Source organism: Bradyrhizobium sp. GW821-FHT13H06 (assembly GCF_058803975.1).
This window is the reverse complement of the sequence record NZ_JBXAPN010000010.1, coordinates 118,149-135,998: the sequence shown is the minus strand read 5'-3', so window position 1 is coordinate 135,998 and position 17,850 is coordinate 118,149. Positions and strand designations below refer to the sequence as shown.

The following is a 17,850-nucleotide window of genomic DNA, read 5'->3' as shown; positions in this document are numbered from 1 at the left end:
GCAGCCCCCGGTTCCCACAGCTCTACTGTCGAGCAGCCTCCCGCGGCAGATCGAATTGCGCGATCCGCCGGTCGAGCCGCCACAGCTCGATGCGGTGGGCCAGCACGAGCGCGGCCGCTTCGCGTTTGGCCTGATCGTCATCGTCGCAGACCAGATTGATGCATCCGAACACGTGACCGTCCGGTTCGATCTGAAACGCGCGGTAATGCTTGATGCTCCCCACTACGATTGTTCTCGTCTTGGGGAGACAGGTGCGCTCAGCCACTCTGTCAGGTTCGAGGTCACCTCGTTCTGCTTGACGCGTCGCAGCAGCATTTCGCGTTCCCGGCCGGGCGGCAGGCTGCGCGCGCGCTCGCGGGCGCTTTCGCCGAAGGCGGCCAGCCGCTCCTGAAGCGATTGGGTCTGTTTCCTGCGGTTACGTTTGGCGGTCATGGATTTTCACACTGGATCTGGATGGAAGAAAGCTGGCCCCGACGGGAGGTTGGGGGCGCCGGGGCCCAAGTCGCTTGTCAAGTCGCGTGTCAGTCAAGCCGCTGCCGGTTGGGGCGGCCCAGCTCCGGAAGCGCGTTTGCAGTTTCGGCCGCACCTTGCGGTTCCGGCATTTCAATAAGTTAACGCTGCGTGATTTTGCGAAAGCGAAAGGCGCATGGCCGCCTCATCCGGACTGCGCCGGAACCGAAATGCCGATTCGCATGTTCAAGAACGACTTGAAGGAGGACCATCATGGCAAAAGCAGCATGGAAGCGGCCGGGCTCGCCGATCGGCCGCAAGGGACCGCGCAAGGAAAATCCCGCGTACAAGCGCCGCGCGCGCGAGCCCTGGACGCCGGCGGACGTGAGCAAGCTGAAGCAGCTCGCCAAAGGCAACACGCCGACCGGCGTGATGAGCATCAAGCTTCAGCGGCCGGTCGCGGCCATCCGCAGCAAGGCGCAACGCGAAGGGATTTCGCTGAGGCCCGTCAACCGCTCGCCCTATAGCCGGCGAACCAAAGCGGCGAAGCGGCGTTGATTTCCCGCACCGCCGGGTGACAACCGGACGCAACGGGGAACGATGGACGTGGTGCTCATTTTTCCGGTTTCTGCCCACGACACCAGCGCATCGGTACGCGCCGACATCTGACCCGTTCCCGGCGCGTGCAGCCTGACCAGCTGCACGCTGCAGCGGCGGTCGCTAGTTGGGCGGCTGCAAGCCCGGCGACCGCAGCCATTCGCTCATCTGCGATCCCGTCTCGGCCTGCCGCGCCTTGCGGAGCATCTCCTCGCGCGCCGCGCCCGGCGGGAGCGATTTGGCCTCTTCGCGCAGCCGCTCCGCTTCGGCGGCCAGCCGCGCCTCCAAACTATCCCCGTGCTTGATCCGACGCCGCATCGTCGTCATGGACGTATCCCTGTCAGTCAGCGGAGCGCGCCGTTGCGTTCACATGTTGATGATGCCAGCAAAATCGCGCTGGCGTGCATCCAACGTTCCTGACGTGGAACGGTTGCTCGGCTCGCCGAAAAACTCCGGCCCGGCGCAACGCAAGTTACTCAAAAGACGTCACTTGCTCAGAAACGCTCCGGCTCCGCCAACGCGAGCTAGTTGTCTTGATTGTCTCGGCGGGCCTTGATTTCCGTGCGAACCATGGCGCTCTCCATGATGGCCAGGCGCAAATCAGCCACGATTTGATCGTGATGCTCCATCAGCAGTCGACGCTCCTCCCGCAAAGCGCGGCTGGCATCGATCGCACGAGTTGCTCGGGGAATAAGGGCGTCGCGCATCCAACAACTTTAAGCCAATTCCGCGAGCCGCTCATTTACGTAGGTTACTCAAAATGAGCAATTGCGCAAAAGTGCACGTAGCACCGAGCTCCTCGTTCCATCGTGCGCTGGTTGCGCCAACTCATGGCTCGAAGATGGGTGCGCGGCCGCTGGTTACGGCCCCATGTTTGCGAAGGACTCGGCGAGCTGCTGTTCCATTTGATCGCGGGCCCGCCGGAGCTGCCGCCTGACTTCGGCATTGAGAGCCCGCAGGCGCATACTCTCTTCGATGGCCCAATCGGCGCGCTCCAGAAGACGCCGGGTTTCGAGACCAAGGCGATCGCCATCCATGGCCACGCTCCTCATCTCTATGCAGGCGGGAGCGCGCGATCTCTCAGCCACCGGCGCCTACGGACAGGGCCTCGGCCGGCGATACCGGTAGACTAGCTCAGATCAGCCCCTGTTCCTAGTGCACAGACGGGAGAAGGCGGGGTTTCATCCGCGCTCTCGACCGCCCCGATAGAGTTGCAGATAGCTCGGCGAGAACAGGGCCGCGTTCTTGAGCGCGTCGATATCCTTGATCATCAGCGTACGGTCGCGCAGCACGATCAGCCCCGAGGCGCGCAGCTCCTGGAGCGTGCGGTTGAGATGGACAACCGACAGGCCGGTGGCGTCCGCCAGGTCCATCTGCGTCACCGGCATCGCGCAGCTATTGCCCTCGACCATGCCGACGGGACGAAGCCGCTCGAAAATCTCGCAGAACAGGTGCGCGACGCGCTCGAGCGCGACGCGACGGCCGAGATTGATGGCCCACTCGCGCTGAATCGCGTTGTTGACGAGGGTCTCACACAGGAACGCTTCAGCAAGCGAATGGTCGGCAGCCAACAGGCTCTCGAACTGCGCGCGCTTGATCTCGGCATAGACGGCCTGGGTCAGCGCGGCGATGGAATGGTCCATGGTGGAGAGCAGGAACGCATGAGCGTCGCAGCTCTCGCCGGGAAAGATGAAGTTGACGATCTGGCGCCGGCCGTCCTCGAGCGTCTTGTAGCGGCAGAGCCAGCCCGACAGCACGACGCGGACGCTGTCGACGGGGTCTCCCTCCGAGATCAGGTCCTCGCCAGCGCCGGCGCGCTGCACCCCCTCGAGCATCGCATATTTAAGCGATGCCTGCGCCTCGGGCGACAGCGGCCTCAAGGCATTCAGCCGGCGAATGGCCGGCTCCACCAGGCTGCGATCGGCGATCGACAAGAGCATCAGTCAGTCAGCCACGGCCGGTGTGTGGAAGGAACCCTTGCTCAGTGGGATAGTGATCGTGCATTGCAGCCCCCCGGAATCGAAGGCCATCGTGGTCCGCCCTTTCAACTCGAACGCCAGCGTACGCTCGAGAAGCTCGGTGCCGAAACCCTTTCGCGGCGGCGGCGGCACCTTCGGCCCTCCCTGCTCACGCCATTCGAACATCAGTTGCGCAGGTTCGGTGCTTTCGTCAATGCGCCAGGAGACCTCGATGCGACCCGACGGCTGGCTCAGCGCGCCGTATTTCAGCGCGTTGGTCGCGAGTTCGTGAATGGCCAGCGCGAACGTTTCGGCGGCCTTGGGCCGGAAGCGTACCTTGGGGCCGGAGACCCGCATCTGCTCACCTTCGCGTGCATCATAGGCCAGCAGCTCCTCGACCACGAGATATTCGAGGTCGACGCCGCCTTCGGGGTCGCGGGTGACCAGCGCCTGGGTCCGGGCGAATGCGTTCAGCCGGCCGTCGAGATGCGAAGCATATTCCTCGACCGTGGAGCTCGATTCCGCAGAGCGGCGGGCAATCGAGCGTACCACCCCGAGCGTGTTGCGGACCCGATGCTGAAGCTCGGAGAGGAGCAGGCGCTGCCGCGCCTCGGCGCGTGTAATCGCCGTGACGTCGATGAAGGTGATGACGACGCCTGCAATGAAATTGTCAATGCTCCGGTAAGGCAGGACGCGCGCGATGTATCTCGTACCATCGTCCGGCGCCACCACCTCGCGCTCGACGCTCGCAAGGGTGCGCAGCACGCGGCGAACGTCGTCGTAGAGCTCCTCGATCGGAATGCGCGCCTTGATGTGGGAAATGGGGCGGCCTGCATCGGTTTCCACCAGGTGCAGGATTTGCGTGATCGCCGGGGTGAAGGTCATCACCCGCAGATCGTTGTCGAGGAACACGGTCGCGATCTGCGTGCTTTCGAGGAAGTTCTTGAGGTCGCTGGTGGCGCGGGTCAACTCCTGGACGCGGTGCGCCAGCTCGCCGTTGACGGTGGTCAGCTCTTCGTTGACCGACTGCAATTCCTCGCGTGATGTCTCGAGCTCCTCGTTGGCGGACTGAAGCTCTTCGTTGAGCGACTGGTATTCCTCGTTCGAGGATTTCAGCTCCTCATTCGTGCTTTCGAGCTCCTCGATGGTGGCCTGGAGACGCTCGCGCGTCGCGCGCAGCTCGCTCTCGAGCCGCTCGACATGCTCGGTGCGAATAGCGGCGTTGGGCTTGCTCTGATCGTCCCCGACAGATTGAGCCGGTCCGTCCTTGAACAGAACGACGAAATTCCGGTGACCGCCGGCGCCCTCCTGAATCGGCTCCACCGTGATGTTCACAAGGATGCGGTGGCCGGTGACACCGAGGTGCACCTGCTCGGCATGGACAGGCTCGTTGGTTTCCGCCGCGCGGCCGAGCGCCGTTCGCAGCTCCAGGCGGAGATCGCGATGCACGAGCTGGAGCAGGTCGAGCGTTGCGGCGCCTGCGGTCGGCTCGATGTATCGCCCGGTGCGTCCCGAGAAGTGCAGGATCTGGAAATTGTCGTCGGTGATGACATAGGCGGGGGCATATCGTTCCGCGATCCGTTGCGCGCGCCGCTCGAGACCGACATCGGGGCCGAGCGAGCGCATCGGCGGCACGTCGACGGGCACCTTGGTCGCAGCGGCCGTGATCGGAAATTCGGGCGGCAGCCGCGTTCCGGTCTCGAGTTTCCGGAAGATGCGTGCACGGCGGTCGATCGGCACGAACAGCTTCGGATGCCGCGTCACGTTCTCGGAATTGCCGAGAAACAAATAGCGGTCGGGCAACAACGCGAAGTGGAACAGCGGGATCAAGCGGTTCTGAAGCTCCGCGTTGAGGTAGATCAGCAGGTTGCGGCACGAGACGAGGTCAAGCCGCGAGAACGGCGCGTCCTTGATGACGTTGTGCTGGGAGAAGATGCACATCTCGCGCAGCTCCTTGACCACGCAATAGGTGTCGCCCTCGCGCACGAACCAGCGCGCCAGACGCTCGCTGGTCATGTCGGCCTCGATGGAGGTGCGGTAGCGGCCGACCCGTGCGGCGGCGAGCGCGCGGCCATCGATGTCGGTGGCGAAGATCTGCACCTGCGGCGCGCCGTCCATCCGCGCCATGTATTCGCGCAGCAGGATGGCGATCGAATAGGCCTCCTCACCCGTGGCGCAACCGAGCACCCAGACGCGAACCTGCTGTGCCGCGCCCTTGCCTTCGAAGATCTTCGGGATGATCTGGGTCTCCAGCACCTCGAACTCGCGCTTGTCGCGGAAGAACTCGGTGACTCCGATCAGGAGATCGTTGAAGAGATGCTGCACCTCATCCTTGTCGTTGCGCAGGAACTCCACATAAGCGGAGATATCGTCGATCTGGACCACTTGCATGCGCCTTTGCACGCGGCGCAGGAAAGTGTTCTGCTTGTAGCCGTGAAAATCGTTGCCGGTCTTGTTACGCAGGATGTCGGCGATCCGCGACAGCGAGGTCGCGGCCGCGGCCAGCACCTCGTCGAACCCCTGCTTCTCCTCCAGGCGTCGCAGATGGCGGGCATAGAGCTGGATGTGCTCGGGAATCTCCTCCGGCGGCAGCACGTAGTCCGCGATCGCCGCCGGCGTGTTGGCATCCTTGAGAGTGTCGGATGTCTCGCTCGCGATCTTCTCGGCGATGGCCAGACCGCCGTGATCCTTGAGCGTTGCGGTGCCCAGCGTGCCATCGCCGCCGGTACCCGACAAGACCACACCGATGGACTTCTCAGCGCGCTCCTCCGCGAGCGAGACCAGGAAGCTGTCGATCGTGGCACGCTCGCCGGGCGCCTGCTCGGCCCTGCGGATCGCGAAACGGTCGCCCTGAATCGTGGTGATCATCGCCGGCGGGCACAGGTAGACATTGCCGCCCTCGATCGGATGGCCATGGCCGGGGTCGGACAGCCTGCCGCCGTTTGAGCTTTGCACGATCTGACGCAGCCGTGCCTCGTCGAACGTCTCGTGGTGCTGAAGCGCCAGCACGATCGTCTGGTCGGCGCCCAGAGTCAGCCTGGCAAAGAAGCGCTCGATGCTGTCCAGAGCGGCCGGCGAGGCGCCAACGCCAATGACAAGCGGGGACTTGGCCTGGCGCTCTCCTTCGACCGCTTGCTCGCCGACTTCAGTCATGGACCTGTTAGCTCTCTCTCACTGGCCGGCACCGACGGGCGCCCGATCCCTGCAGATAGCAGAAATCAGCGGGACCCCGACAGATCAAAGACAAGAATGCCACAGAGCCTCCTTCGGTTTTCGCAACGTTTGAGCCCTGATGGTGGAGCCGCGCGGCATCCAGGCCGGAGAGACGGCGCGCGGCTTCAGGGCTCCGGCCACTGGCCAGCGTCGGGCTTTCCTGCCGCCAATTGCCGTTGCAGATAAGCGACGCGCTGAGCGATCAGGACGCGGTGGCGCTCCCATTCCGTCAGGGTCTGCTTGAACACGTCGACCAGCCGCTCGGCCTGGCCGGTATCGTGACCGCCGGCGTGAAGTTCGCGCACGCGATCCTCCTGCTTGCGGATGCGCTGACAGCCCTCCTCGATATCGCGGTCGGCCTTCACCAGAAGGCGCTGCTCGGCATCGAGCTGCTCGGTTTGTTCGGCAACGGAGATGGTCATGGCAGACCCCTCACTCCCGCTTGCGGGCTGGAGGATCGAGCGATTGTAGCACCACCCGCCTGATCATGTCGGCATATTCTCGATATTCAGCCGCTCTCGCCTGGTACATCTCGGCGACCGCGGGCCGGCCGCTGCGCCGGCCATCGGCGGCCATGCGCTTCACCAGCTCTGCCCGCTCCTCGATGATGCGCAAGGCGACACACAAGGCCTCGTCGACGCGTCCCTCCTGCTCCTTGGCGAGCGTATCGACCGTGAAGGCATGACCGACCTGGCAACGGAAGCGCATCGGGCGCGACTCCTTGACCTCGGACAGAACGCCACCGCAGGCCGGACAGGTCAGCGCGACGGGATCGGCAACCGTGAGCAGCTTGTCGCTGCCAATCCGGTCTCCGGCGGCAATCTCGACCTCCAACCTGATCTCCGGCGGGATCGGAAGCGCGGCTCCGGCCTGCTCCTTGACGAGTTCGGACAGGACGTCACCCATATTCGCACCGCGAACACAGAGGTCGACGGTGGTCTCCTCCATCGCGCGCCGCGGCATCTCGTCGGAGATGGCGTCCGCGGGATCCTGGACCACCGCCATCCCGCCGCAGCGCTTGATCGCATTGAGGCCTGCCGCGCCGTCGGACAACAGGCCGCTCAGGACCACGCCGATCACCCGCGGACCGTGAGTAATGGCTGCGGACCGGAATAGCGCGTCGATGGCCGGCCGCACCAGGTTCTCGCGCGGACCGCGCCCGAGCAGCACCCGATCCTCCGAGAGCAGCAGATGATGGTCCGGCGCGGTCAGGTAGATCTGTCCGGGCTCGATCTTCATGCCGTTTTCGGCCTGGCGAACCGGAAGCGGGCCGGCGCTCCTGGCCACCGTCGACAGGATCCCAATCCCCTGCGCCGGAATGTGCAGAACGATGAAGACGGCTGCCGGCAGATCCGGCGGCAATCGGCTCAGGATCTGCTTCAGCGGCTGGGTCGCTCCCGCCGAGCCTCCGATCACGATGATGTCGCGGTTGCTCATGGAACCCGTTTTCAGTTGCGTCGTTTTGCATCCAAGGCGGGCCCCCGTTTTATGTTCCTACGGGGCGGAAGCGAAGGCTGTAGGCACCATGACGATATCGCGTACGTCATCCGGTCAGCCTGCGCCTCTCACCGGGCGCAGAGTTTTCGTGGTCGAGGACGAATATTTCCTTGCCGATGACATCAGCGCGACATTCCGCGCACTGGGCGCGGAGATCGCAGGTCCCGCCGGTCACATCGAGGACGCAGTCGAGATCCTGCGCGACGGCAGCACGCTGGATGCCGCGGTCCTGGACGTCAACATTCACAGCGAGATGATCTTTCCGATCGCCCGCGAGCTGAAGGCGCGCAAGGTGCCCTTCGTGTTCACCACGGGATATGAAAGGGTCACCGTCGGCCCGGAATTTCAGGACGTGCCGCTCATTGAGAAGCCGATCGATGTTGCCGCAATGGCGCGCAAGCTGGCTGCGCTGATCGCCGGCCCCGCGCGATAGATCAGGCCACGCAATCAGAGCAGGCGCGCGAATGCGAGCCAGGTGCTCACCGCCATGCACAGGATAACCGCAGCGTAAGGTAGCGCGACGCGCAAGACGGCAAGCTCCCCCGGTTCAGCTCATCATCATCCAGATAATTGCCACCATCATCACGAGAAAACCCGTGACCGCAGTCGCGACAAAGGCCTGCTCGATGCGATCCATCGCCATCGCAGCCCCTGTTGTTTTCAGCCCGTACAATTTGACGGTTTCGAGGCCGCTGCGCATTAGGCTATGTGAATCGGCGGTCTCCCTTTTCGTCCGCAAGACGGTTGGCGCCGCTCCGCGAGATTGCGCCGGTCTCGCCCTACGACCGCGCGGTGCCCGGCTCAGCCATCTTGCGGTGCTGCTTGGCCAGCACCTCGTTCGGCGTGACGTTGGCGACCGTCGTCTGGATCTTGTTCTTCAACCCGGTGACGATGTCGGACTCACCGCGCAGCATTGCGTCGAACCCGGCCTTGGCGACGTCGTAGGCGCTGTCCTTCTTCTCGGTGCCGACCTTGGTGTCCATCATGTCGGCACGGCGGAAAAACTCGGTCTCGGTCGCACCCGGCATCAGGCAGGTGACGGTGACGCCGCTCTCGCGCAGCTCCTCGCGCAGCGCAAACGAGAATGAATCGAGGAACGCCTTGCTGGCGTTGTAGGCCGCCTGGAAACTGCCCGGCATGAAGCCCGCGATCGAGCCGGTGATCAGGATGCGACCGGCATTGCGGCGGAGCATCTTATTGCCGACACGGTGGATCAGATACAGCGTGCCGGTGATGTTGGTGTCGATGAGGCGTCTCACCCTGGCGAAGTCCTGGTCGAGGAAGGCCCTGCCGAGACCGATGCCGGCATTGGCCAGCAGTGCATCGATCGGCCGGTCGGCGACGGCGTCGCAGAGCTTGTCGACGCCCTCGGTGGTGGCGAGATCGGCCTCGACCGGCTCCACGCTGCCGCCGAGCCGGCGCAGATCGACGGCCACCCTTTCGATCTGAGGTTCGTCCGCTGCGATGACGAGGTTGAAACCTGCCTGGGCGCAGCACCTGGCGAGTTCCAGGCCGATACCGGTTGAGGCGCCTGTGACGACGGCGAGTTGATTGGCGGACATGCGCACATCCTTGAAATCGAGGTCATGGAATTGAGGTCTTGGAATTGAGGTGATGACGCTCAATCGCCGCCCTGCTCCCTCGTTCCTATTTGCGCAGTGCGAAGAATTTGCGCGCAGCGATAGCAACCATCGTTCATTCCTGGACTTAGATGGCACGTGGTTCAAACCAGGAGGACGGAAGATGAAGGCGCTGGTCTGGCACGGCAAGGAGGACATAAGGTGCGACACCGTCACCGATCCGGAGATCCAGGATCCGCGCGACGCCATCATCAAGGTCACGAGCTGCGCAATCTGCGGCTCCGACCTTCATCTCTTCCACAATTTTATTCCCGGCATGCTGCCCGGCGACATCATGGGCCACGAGACCATGGGCGAAGTGGTCGAGGTCGGCTCGGACGTCGACGGCAAGCTGAAGAAGGGCGACCGCATCGTCGTGCCGTTCACGATCATTTGCGGCGAATGCGACCAGTGCAAGCGCGGTAATTTCTCGGTGTGCGAGACCACCAACCGCAAGCGTCATCTGGCCGACAAGGTCTTTGGACACACGACGGCGGGCCTGTTCGGCTATACGCATCTGACCGGCGGCTATCCCGGTGGCCAGGCTGAATATCTCCGCGTGCCTTTTGCCGATGCCACCCACATCAAGGTGCCCGCCGGCATCCCCGACGAGCAATTGCTGTTCCTCAGCGACATCTTCCCGACCGGCTGGCAGGCCGCCGTGCAATGCGACATCGAGCCGACCGACACGGTCGCGATCTGGGGCTGTGGTCCGGTCGGGCAGATGGCGATCCGCAGCGCCATCCTGCTCGGCGCCAACCAGGTGATCGCGATCGACTGCCTGCCCGAGCGGCTCAGCATGGCCGAGGCCGGCGGCGCCACCACGATCAATTTCGAGACCGAGAGCGTTCTGGAGCGGCTCAAGGAGCTGACCGACGGCAAGGGCCCGGAGAAGTGCATCGACTGCGTGGGAATGGAGTCGCATGTCATGGCGTCCCTGCCCGACACGCTGCTCGACCGCGCCAAGCAGATGGTGATGGCGGAGAGCGACAGGCCCCACGTGCTTCGCGAGATGATCTATGTCTGCCGGCCGGGCGGCATCATCTCCGTGCCGGGCGTGTACAGCGGTCTGTCCGACATGCTTCCGATGGGCGCCTTCATGAACAAGGGGCTGACGATGCGGACCGGCCAGACCCACGTCAACCGCTGGACCGACGACCTGCTTCGCCGCATCGAAGAAGGTGAGATCGATCCCTCCTTCGTGATCACCCACACCGTCCCGCTCAGCCAAGGCCCCGAGATGTACCAGGTGTTCCGTGACAAGCGGGATTCCTGCGTCAAGGTCGTGCTGAAGCCCTGAGGAGCAGACTCATGTTTCATTTCTCCAACATCGTACGCACCAAGGGCGACCCGAAGATCATCGAGGGCGGACCGAGCCTGAAGCAGCCCGCGGACCAGCTCGCGCGCGCTCTCGGCTGGTTCAGCATCGGTCTTGGCGCCGTCGAATTCCTTGCGCCAAGGCGCGTCACGCGCACGCTGGGCATGGAAGGCCATGAGACGCTGGTCCGCGCCTTCGGGGTGCGCGAGATCGTGGCTGGGATCATGTCGCTCTCGGTGGACAAGAACGCCGGCCTGTGGGCCCGCGTCGGCGGCGACGGCCTCGATGCCGCCGCGCTGCTTTCAGGGCTGACGCCGGACAACCCCAAGAAGGGCAATATCGCGCTCGCACTGCTGATGGTCGGCGGCATCGCCATGCTCGACTACCGCGCCGCGCAGAACACCAAGCCGCGACGCCCGCCGCGCGACGCACGGCGCAAGCTCTATCCGAACCGCAGCGGTTTTCCCAAGGGCATAGAGAACGCCAGAACTGCGGCAAGGCAGATTGCAGCGCATACTGGGCATAACGAGGTGAAGCAAGGCGATGAGCACCGGGTCCCGTGACGAAGCGGCGTGGTGGGACTCCGCCGTTATCTACGAGATGGTTACGACCGATGCGGTCGCAGGACGATGTCCTTGCCTACAAGGCGGACGGAGGGAAGCAACGCAATACCCATCTCAAAGGACACCGGGTGCGCATTGCGCGCCTTCGCGATTGCGGATCGTATCCCGCTTAGCTTCCTACTCCCGCCAGAATTCGGCCAGCTCTTCCGCTGTCAGCAGGTCGACCTGGCCGTGAAAGCGGGTGCGATACATCGTCATGAGCGCATCGTGCCCGACATCAGACGAGCTGCACAGCGCGTCCTCGACAATGACGACCCTGAAGCCGAGATCGACGGCGCTCAGGACCGTCGAAAGCACGCAGACGTCCGTCTCTGCGCCTGATATCACGACGGTACCAATATTCTTTTCGAGCAGCAGGCTCGCGAGACCGGAATTGCTGAAGGCCGAATAGGCCGGCTTGTCGATGACGGCCGCCGGCGGAACGAAGCGGTTCAAGGCCGGCACGAGCTCAAGGGCGGACGGCGGCAGATGCCTGCGCGTCGCCTGGTGCCAGCGGCGAAAATAGCTCTGCCACTGCCCCGGACGATCCTCCGGATCCGGCGGAGTGATGAAACGCGTGAAGATCGTTCTCGCCGGATTGCGTGAGACGACCGAAACGATCGTCGGCAGGACGCGCTCCATCCAGGGCGTCGCCCAAAGGCCGCTGGGAGCGAAGATGTTCTGCATGTCGATGCACAAGTGAACGGCATCTCTGATGTCGGCGACATCCGACGTGCTGTCCCTCATCGTCGTCCATCCCTGACCATGTTGCCCTCATCCAGAATTCACGATGCCGAAATCGGCGCCTCTCCGCCGTCGATGATTTCGGGTGGAACGTCCTTGAACAGCAGGCCCCGCACCAAAACCCGAGATGCCATCGCAAGTTCCTAAGTGCCCGGAACCTTGCGTGGGCTCGCGCGTCATGTCGGGACGCAGGACGAGCATCCAAGCACGGCTCTCAACTTGGCGATCGCGCATCGCCGCCCACGCACCCTCTATCGGGCGACACCGCTCGGCAAGCGCGGACTCGCATTGGCCAAGTCGCGGGTCCTCGAGTTCACCGGCGAGGCCCTCAAGAAGTAGCGATCATGCATATGTGATCAGCCCGGCTAAGCCTTCGTCCATGTGATCTTGATGATGGCAGCGGAAAGGTCGGTCCGGGCCCGTCGGCGGCGAAATCGACCTCGGCCGTGGAGTATCTGGGCATGCTGATCGTGCGGTGGGCTTGTTCCCTACCTTCGTGATCTCGAACGAGTGGAGATGCAGGGCACGGGATGCTCGTCGCCGCTGTTGTTGTTCAGCACCAGACGATACCGCTTGCCCCTGACGACGGTGAAGACCGTGTCCGGCCGGGAGGATTCTCGGATCGCCTAACCCAAAGCCCTCGACGGTCAGAGCAGCTGGAACTCCAAGCCATGCAGCTGCGCTGGTGATACCCCCTTCAGCACAATAGCATCGTGAGTGGTGGGCGATGTAATGATCGTGTCCGGGCCGGCGTCGGTTGCTGCAGCCAAGATCTCGGCAACACTGCCGAACAAGTTACGACTGATCGCTATCGTGTCATTATCGACATCGAAATCGCCGATTGTTGCGGTGCCAAAATTCTCATTGAACACGAAATTGTCGCTTCCTCCTGCGCCGAAGATCGTGACGCCGTTGCCGACGTTCTGAAATGTCTCGTCCGCACTGGTACCATTGACAACGCTTAGGTGCGACATGTCTTGTGACGCATAGGTACCGACTATCGTAATCGTCAGCGCCTGACTTCCCACATTGCCGTGCCCGTCATTGACCTGCGCCGTATATCTAATGGTCAATTCATCGCCGGCTTTGAGAAAATCGAGATCGGCATCAGTCGGACTGTAGGTCCAATTCAACGTCTGCGTCGCACCATTTGTCTTGACGATGTCGAACGCGATGTAGCTGGCATCGACCAGCGTTGCGACATCGGCGCCAAAGGGCAGCGTCGTTGAGCCGCTCGAGCCGCTGAATTCAACGCTGGCGTTTCCGATCACTGACGCCGTGAGCGTGTCGCCGATATCGACGTCGTTCACGATCAGCGTTCCCGACACCGGTCCCGCGATGCCGGCGTGGCGATCGAGGACAACTCCCGCAGAGACGTTTTCGAGCTCAAATGCGTTGAAGTTGCCCGTTTCTAGAACCACCCGGTCGAAGGGGTTGATTCCGACAAATTCCAAATAGCCATTCGAAGCGAACACACCCTGATGTGCGCTCAAGAGCGCCCCAACTTCGGCGCCGGTGTAGGATACAACAAGATTCACGCCGTTGTAGAAACTGACCTTGTTCATTGCGTCAATCGTACCCCAATACAGGCCAAACGTGTTTCGCTCCGAGCCAAAGGTGATTGTCTCGGTGCTGCCGGCGCTGAGGCTCAAATAGTCGGTGGTATCCGCGCCGCCTGGCAACGGTCCGAGGAACAGAGCGACCGCGACGCCGGGGATCGATCCATTGATGACGCCGACATTTCCCGATCCCGAAAATGTGGCATCCAGCGAAGCACTGTAAAAGTTGCCGTGGAACGCGTCGGATCCGCTTGGCAGGTCATCGAACGACTCTGTCGCCAGGCCCAGCGAGTTTGTGTTTACCCCCTCGGCCAGCGCGATTGGATTGACCACGACGGCCTGCACCGGTGGATCGGTCTCGCTGAGAATTGTCGGTGGATCGTTGATGCCCGCTACGACCAGCGTCACGGTCGCCGACGCAGTCGCACCATGAGTGTCAGCTAACGTATAAGCGAAAGAATCGGTGACGGTCTGCCCGGCCCCGAGGGCGCGAAGGGCAGCGGCGCTCGTCGATTCGTAGATGATGTCAGCGCCGGAGAGCGACACCGCCGCGCCGCTCGCACTGAGTCCACTGACGGAAAGGACCGCCAGATGATCGCCGGTATCGGGGTCGGTGTCATTCGCAAGCAGAGTGCTTGCGGCGATCGTCAGCGAGCCGCCCTGGCTAACATTCGCCGCGCTCGGAGGAAGCAACGGCAGCACATCAGCATGTGCGATCGGCCCGTCATTGGCGCCGCGGATGGTGATTGTCACCGCCTTTCGTGTGTCGTCGATTGTCGCCACCGTGAAGCTGTCGGTAAGGGTGCCACCGACATCAAGCGCCTTTACCGCACCCCTGGTATCGGTCAGCACGTAAGTCCACACGCCATCCACCGTCATCGTGAAGACACCGTACCCACCATCGCTCGCCTGAGGCGCACTGACTGGTTTAAAGGTGTTGGGCGGGTTATCGACGTCCGTATCGGTAAGCGTGCCTGTTGCCGTCGCCGTGCCGGCGGCAGCATTGGCGGCGGCACCTGCCGCGTCCACCGCGCCCGTCGCGTCGCCGGCGATAATCGCTGCGTCATTGACACCGTTGATGGTGACCGTGAAGGTCTGATCGGCCCTGGATGCACCGTCCGAGACCATGACAACGAAACCTTCGGTTGTCGTCGCAGTCAGCGCATTGATCGCGTGATTATCCGGAGCGAACGCGTAGGCGCCGGTCGAGCTGTTGACGTAAAGCGTGCCATATTGCCCGGCTTTGGAAACATCATATGTCACACCGCCCAGTTTCGCGGCTCCAGTGACCCCGCCGCTTATGCCGTAGCTCAGCGGAGCGCCGGTAAAGTTGATCGCCTTCAGAGCACCGGCAGTCGAGGGGAAATGGTCAAGGGCAGACGTGTCGGTAACAATCGGCAAAGCCGTCACGGTCAACGACCGCACGGGGGGATCGACGATAGCGGGAACGACAAAGATCGTTTGTATCGCCGGCGCAATCTGCGGAAGCGGGGCATCAGGCCTGATAAAATCGATGCGTTGAGGCGTCAGGGGGCTAACGGACGGGGGTGTGCTTGATCCCTTTGCTCCTGTCTCCCTCGAAAAATTGGCGAGCACGTCCTGTTGTGCGGCGCGAAGCTCCTCCATCTGAGCGGCAGTATTGTTGACCTTGTTTACGGCGAACGAGGATCCTTTTTCGTGCAGAACAATAGTCTGTCCGGGATCGTCAACCAGAATATGTCGCGGGATCGCCTCTTTGGTTACGAGTTCGAACTCGCCATGCGCGAGGTCCTTATAGGTAATGATACCATCATCCAGGAATGTGGCTTCGGGGTCGGCCGCACGAGCTTGCTTTGACTCAGCCAAGATCAGGGCTGTGAACCACAGCATGCCAGTTACCCCGGATGGGGCTCGGCTTCCCCTAAACGTCCCAACGAACGCGAGTCCTCTTGTCATCCAACTCGCGAACGAGGCGCGCGCACGATCAAGAAAAGTCGTAGTCCGGGGATTGTCGACAAGTTGACAACGCGGAACCGCAATTGCTTCACCTGCGTTTTCCAACTCAGCATGGTGGCAAATTGACATTGCCTCAGCCTCGGCTGTCAAAATCCGCGCGCCGCCCGTGATTGCCAAATATGCCTGTTATATCGCCTGCGCCTTGAACCGACGCCCTGCGCCGCAACCGACATCTGCCCGTCGAAAATGACCTCGCGCGCATGAAAAACATCTGGTGCCATGTGACCTGCACAGAGCTCAGCGCTTCACAGAAATTTGTTCAAGCAATGTACTCGACCGAGATGCAGCCGTCTATGCGCGGCGCAACACCGGCACGGGCATTGGAAACCTAGGTCGCTCAGTCTAGCCCGTGAGGCCTAGTCGGTCCGCGATATTCGGAATCGAAAGGCGCGTTGCTTGTGTTATAATCGGTGATCTTCTCGGAAGGGGGAGATTATGTTCGTTCGCACGATTGCCGCGCTGGCGACCTATTTCGTTTTGACTTTGCCAGGCTCGTTCGCCGGACCAGCAGAAGCGCAAGTCAATGCAGCGCCGCCCGCGATCCAGGATGCAGCGAAGCTCATCGGAAAGGTCGTCAGCGTCACCGGCGCGGTGGCCATCGAACATGCAAACGCAGTCGTCATCGAGGCCAAAGCGTCTGGCTCGACGAAGGTTGGAGATCCCGTCTATGTAGGCGATGTCATCCGGACCGGGGCTGACGGCCGGGTCGGCATCAATTTTACGGATGGCACAACTTTCAATCTATCGACCAACGCCCGGATGGTCCTGGACGAGTTCGTGTATGACCCTGGAGGAAGCTCGAATTCGACCTTGTTTAGTCTAACCAGGGGGACGTTTACCTTCGTCGCCGGAAAGGTTGCCAAAACAGGCGATATGAAGGTCGACACTCCTGTCGCGACCATGGGAATTCGAGGGACTACACCGCACGTCGCAATCTCGGATGATGGTTCAGTCAAATTCTCCACGCTTATCGAGGAGGGCAGGAAGAAAACGGAGGCACCCGCGACGCGAGAACCCCGTCAGAACGCTACCCGCAAGTTCGATTTCAACATCTGTCGAGGCTGCTAGGATCATTGCCATACGCGCAACCGTCGTTCAGCAAATGCCCACAAGGTTCGGCGCACGCCCGCCACGCTGCGGCCGCGCAAACCCGCCGATCGAGAGGCATCGTCGTCATATGCGCCCTGGCCTTGCTACTCCTGCCGTCGTTGGCTGCCGCGCAGAACCCGACGGCCAACAGCCTCCGGGATCTTGAACTCTGCAATGGCTCGGAGCGCAGCTCGCTCGACTCACGGATTTCCGCTTGCTCGACGCTGATCGACTCGCACCAGAGCACGGCAGCAGGCCTGGCGATTTCCTACAATAATCGTGGGAATGCCTACGTTGCGAAGGGCGACTACGACCGCGCAATCCAAGACTTCAATGAATCGATCAAGCTGGCACCCGAATTCGCCAAGCCCTACAATAACCGGGGTGTGGCCTACCTGCTGAAAGGCGAATACGACCTCGCGATTCAGACGCTCGACCAGGCCATCAGGCTGGACCCCGGCTACGCCAAAGCCTTCGCCAATCGTGCGCAAGCGCACCTGAAGAAGAATGAGTACGATGCCGCGTCGTCCGACCACGACGAGGCCCTCCGTCTCACATCGGATCTTGACGAGGTATGGAGCGGCCGCTGCTGGACCAGAGCCGTGCTTGGCGCCCTGCAGGCAGCGCTGGAGGATTGCAACAGATCGCTTCGATCCCAGCTGAACAAGGCGGCCACGTACGACTCGCGCGGGATGGTCTATCTAAAGATGGGCGCGCTCGACGCGGCTGTCGCAGACTACAGCTCGGCGCTGACATTTGACCCAAAGCTTGCAAGTTCCCTCTACGGAAGGGGCTTGGCCAGACTGAAGAAGGGCGACGCGATCGGCGGCGACGCGGACATTGCAGCCGCAAAAGCCATTCGCCCCACGATCGTCGAGGACTTCTCGCGGTACGGCGTGCGATAGGCGCTAGTGTCTCGATAGTGCGACCTCATTGCCCGCGATCGGCGCCGTCGCTGTGGCCAGCCACGCCTCATGCGAGGCGTTCCTCGCACGCTATTCGGCAGCAACGCTCAGCAATTGCGCGGACGGCCTGCAGTCCATATCAACGGCCGGATGAACCTCGACGCCGTGTACGGCGCTGCGATACCGCTCGGCGATACCTTTCAGCACGCCGGACTCGTCGGGCTTATTGCCATCAACCTCGCTGATCAGCGTGATTTCATTCAGCGTTCCAACAAACGCCATTCATCCGCGATAATGAGCTCCG

Annotated in this window: 20 protein-coding genes; 7 read left to right on the top strand and 13 right to left on the bottom strand. The window is 62.4% G+C overall.

Going from position 1 to position 17,850, the window contains the following annotated elements:
• Positions 1-22: 22 nt before the first annotated feature.
• Positions 23-223, bottom strand: a complete 201-nt coding sequence (locus AC1RQP_RS32355; protein ID WP_239624083.1) for a hypothetical protein — start codon at positions 221-223, stop codon at positions 23-25.
• Positions 223-432, bottom strand: a complete 210-nt coding sequence (locus tag AC1RQP_RS32350; RefSeq protein WP_492941023.1) for a hypothetical protein — start codon at positions 430-432, stop codon at positions 223-225. The genes AC1RQP_RS32355 and AC1RQP_RS32350 overlap by 1 nt, the downstream gene beginning before the upstream one ends.
• Positions 433-723: 291 nt before the next feature.
• On the opposite strand from AC1RQP_RS32350, the gene AC1RQP_RS32345 reads away from it, so the two are divergent.
• A complete protein-coding gene (locus AC1RQP_RS32345) occupies positions 724-1,008 on the top strand; it encodes a hypothetical protein (RefSeq protein WP_492941021.1) in 285 nt (94 codons plus the stop codon).
• A gap of 162 nt (positions 1,009-1,170) precedes the next feature.
• Here AC1RQP_RS32345 and AC1RQP_RS32340 read toward each other — a convergent pair whose 3' ends face one another.
• The 7 genes from AC1RQP_RS32340 to AC1RQP_RS32310 all read right to left on the bottom strand — a co-directional run bounded on the left by AC1RQP_RS32340 (position 1,171) and on the right by AC1RQP_RS32310 (position 7,655).
• Positions 1,171-1,374 carry a hypothetical protein gene (locus AC1RQP_RS32340; protein WP_492941019.1) on the bottom strand — a complete coding sequence of 68 codons (204 nt, stop codon included), beginning with the start codon at positions 1,372-1,374 and terminating at the stop codon, positions 1,171-1,173.
• 197 nt (positions 1,375-1,571) lie between these two features.
• Entirely contained in the window at positions 1,572-1,754 is a 183-nt protein-coding gene (locus AC1RQP_RS32335; RefSeq protein ID WP_239624090.1) for a hypothetical protein, read from the bottom strand.
• A gap of 153 nt (positions 1,755-1,907) precedes the next feature.
• The gene (locus AC1RQP_RS32330; RefSeq protein WP_492941017.1) at positions 1,908-2,084 is read right to left on the bottom strand and encodes a hypothetical protein; all 177 of its coding nucleotides are present in this window, start codon (positions 2,082-2,084) and stop codon (positions 1,908-1,910) included.
• A gap of 144 nt (positions 2,085-2,228) precedes the next feature.
• Entirely contained in the window at positions 2,229-2,987 is a 759-nt protein-coding gene (locus AC1RQP_RS32325; RefSeq protein ID WP_492941015.1) for a Crp/Fnr family transcriptional regulator, read from the bottom strand.
• A 3-nt stretch (positions 2,988-2,990) separates the two neighbouring features.
• Positions 2,991-6,158 carry a CheR family methyltransferase gene (locus tag AC1RQP_RS32320; protein WP_492941013.1) on the bottom strand — a complete coding sequence of 1,056 codons (3,168 nt, stop codon included), beginning with the start codon at positions 6,156-6,158 and terminating at the stop codon, positions 2,991-2,993.
• Positions 6,159-6,343: 185 nt separating this feature from the next.
• Entirely contained in the window at positions 6,344-6,640 is a 297-nt protein-coding gene (locus AC1RQP_RS32315) for a hypothetical protein (RefSeq protein ID WP_239624096.1), read from the bottom strand.
• A gap of 10 nt (positions 6,641-6,650) precedes the next feature.
• Positions 6,651-7,655: a chemotaxis protein CheB gene (locus tag AC1RQP_RS32310; protein WP_239624098.1), complete on the bottom strand. Its 1,005-nt coding sequence runs from the start codon at positions 7,653-7,655 to the stop codon at positions 6,651-6,653.
• Between the two features lie 88 nt (positions 7,656-7,743).
• Between AC1RQP_RS32310 and AC1RQP_RS32305 the strand changes: the two genes are divergently transcribed.
• Complete coding sequence (locus AC1RQP_RS32305) at positions 7,744-8,148, top strand: response regulator (RefSeq protein WP_239624099.1); 405 nt, start codon at positions 7,744-7,746, stop codon at positions 8,146-8,148.
• Positions 8,149-8,262: 114 nt separating this feature from the next.
• On the opposite strand, the gene AC1RQP_RS32300 is transcribed toward AC1RQP_RS32305, so the two are convergent.
• Both AC1RQP_RS32300 and AC1RQP_RS32295 read right to left on the bottom strand, forming a co-directional pair.
• Positions 8,263-8,415 (bottom strand): hypothetical protein, encoded by a 153-nt coding sequence (locus AC1RQP_RS32300; protein WP_492941011.1) that lies wholly within the window; start codon positions 8,413-8,415, stop codon positions 8,263-8,265.
• 79 nt (positions 8,416-8,494) lie between these two features.
• Complete coding sequence (locus tag AC1RQP_RS32295) at positions 8,495-9,277, bottom strand: SDR family NAD(P)-dependent oxidoreductase (protein WP_492941009.1); 783 nt, start codon at positions 9,275-9,277, stop codon at positions 8,495-8,497.
• A 181-nt stretch (positions 9,278-9,458) separates the two neighbouring features.
• Between AC1RQP_RS32295 and AC1RQP_RS32290 the strand changes: the two genes are divergently transcribed.
• The gene (locus AC1RQP_RS32290) at positions 9,459-10,634 is read left to right on the top strand and encodes a zinc-dependent alcohol dehydrogenase (protein ID WP_492941007.1); all 1,176 of its coding nucleotides are present in this window, start codon (positions 9,459-9,461) and stop codon (positions 10,632-10,634) included.
• 11 nt (positions 10,635-10,645) lie between these two features.
• Entirely contained in the window at positions 10,646-11,215 is a 570-nt protein-coding gene (locus AC1RQP_RS32285; protein WP_492941005.1) for a hypothetical protein, read from the top strand.
• 177 nt (positions 11,216-11,392) lie between these two features.
• Here AC1RQP_RS32285 and AC1RQP_RS32280 read toward each other — a convergent pair whose 3' ends face one another.
• The gene (locus tag AC1RQP_RS32280; protein ID WP_492941003.1) at positions 11,393-12,001 is read right to left on the bottom strand and encodes a cysteine hydrolase family protein; all 609 of its coding nucleotides are present in this window, start codon (positions 11,999-12,001) and stop codon (positions 11,393-11,395) included.
• Between the two features lie 144 nt (positions 12,002-12,145).
• Here AC1RQP_RS32280 and AC1RQP_RS32275 point away from each other — a divergent pair, with 144 nt between their 5' ends.
• Positions 12,146-12,337 carry a hypothetical protein gene (locus AC1RQP_RS32275; protein WP_492941001.1) on the top strand — a complete coding sequence of 64 codons (192 nt, stop codon included), beginning with the start codon at positions 12,146-12,148 and terminating at the stop codon, positions 12,335-12,337.
• A 308-nt stretch (positions 12,338-12,645) separates the two neighbouring features.
• Here the strand turns inward: AC1RQP_RS32275 and AC1RQP_RS32270 are convergent, their stop codons facing one another.
• Positions 12,646-15,426, bottom strand: coding sequence for a VCBS domain-containing protein (locus AC1RQP_RS32270; RefSeq protein WP_492940999.1), 2,781 nt, complete (start codon positions 15,424-15,426; stop codon positions 12,646-12,648).
• A gap of 561 nt (positions 15,427-15,987) precedes the next feature.
• Here AC1RQP_RS32270 and AC1RQP_RS32265 point away from each other — a divergent pair.
• Together AC1RQP_RS32265 and AC1RQP_RS32260 are read left to right on the top strand one after the other, a co-directional pair.
• The gene (locus AC1RQP_RS32265) at positions 15,988-16,620 is read left to right on the top strand and encodes a FecR family protein (RefSeq protein ID WP_492940997.1); all 633 of its coding nucleotides are present in this window, start codon (positions 15,988-15,990) and stop codon (positions 16,618-16,620) included.
• A 5-nt stretch (positions 16,621-16,625) separates the two neighbouring features.
• A complete protein-coding gene (locus AC1RQP_RS32260; protein ID WP_492940995.1) occupies positions 16,626-17,546 on the top strand; it encodes a tetratricopeptide repeat protein in 921 nt (306 codons plus the stop codon).
• Positions 17,547-17,850: the final 304 nt, after the last annotated feature.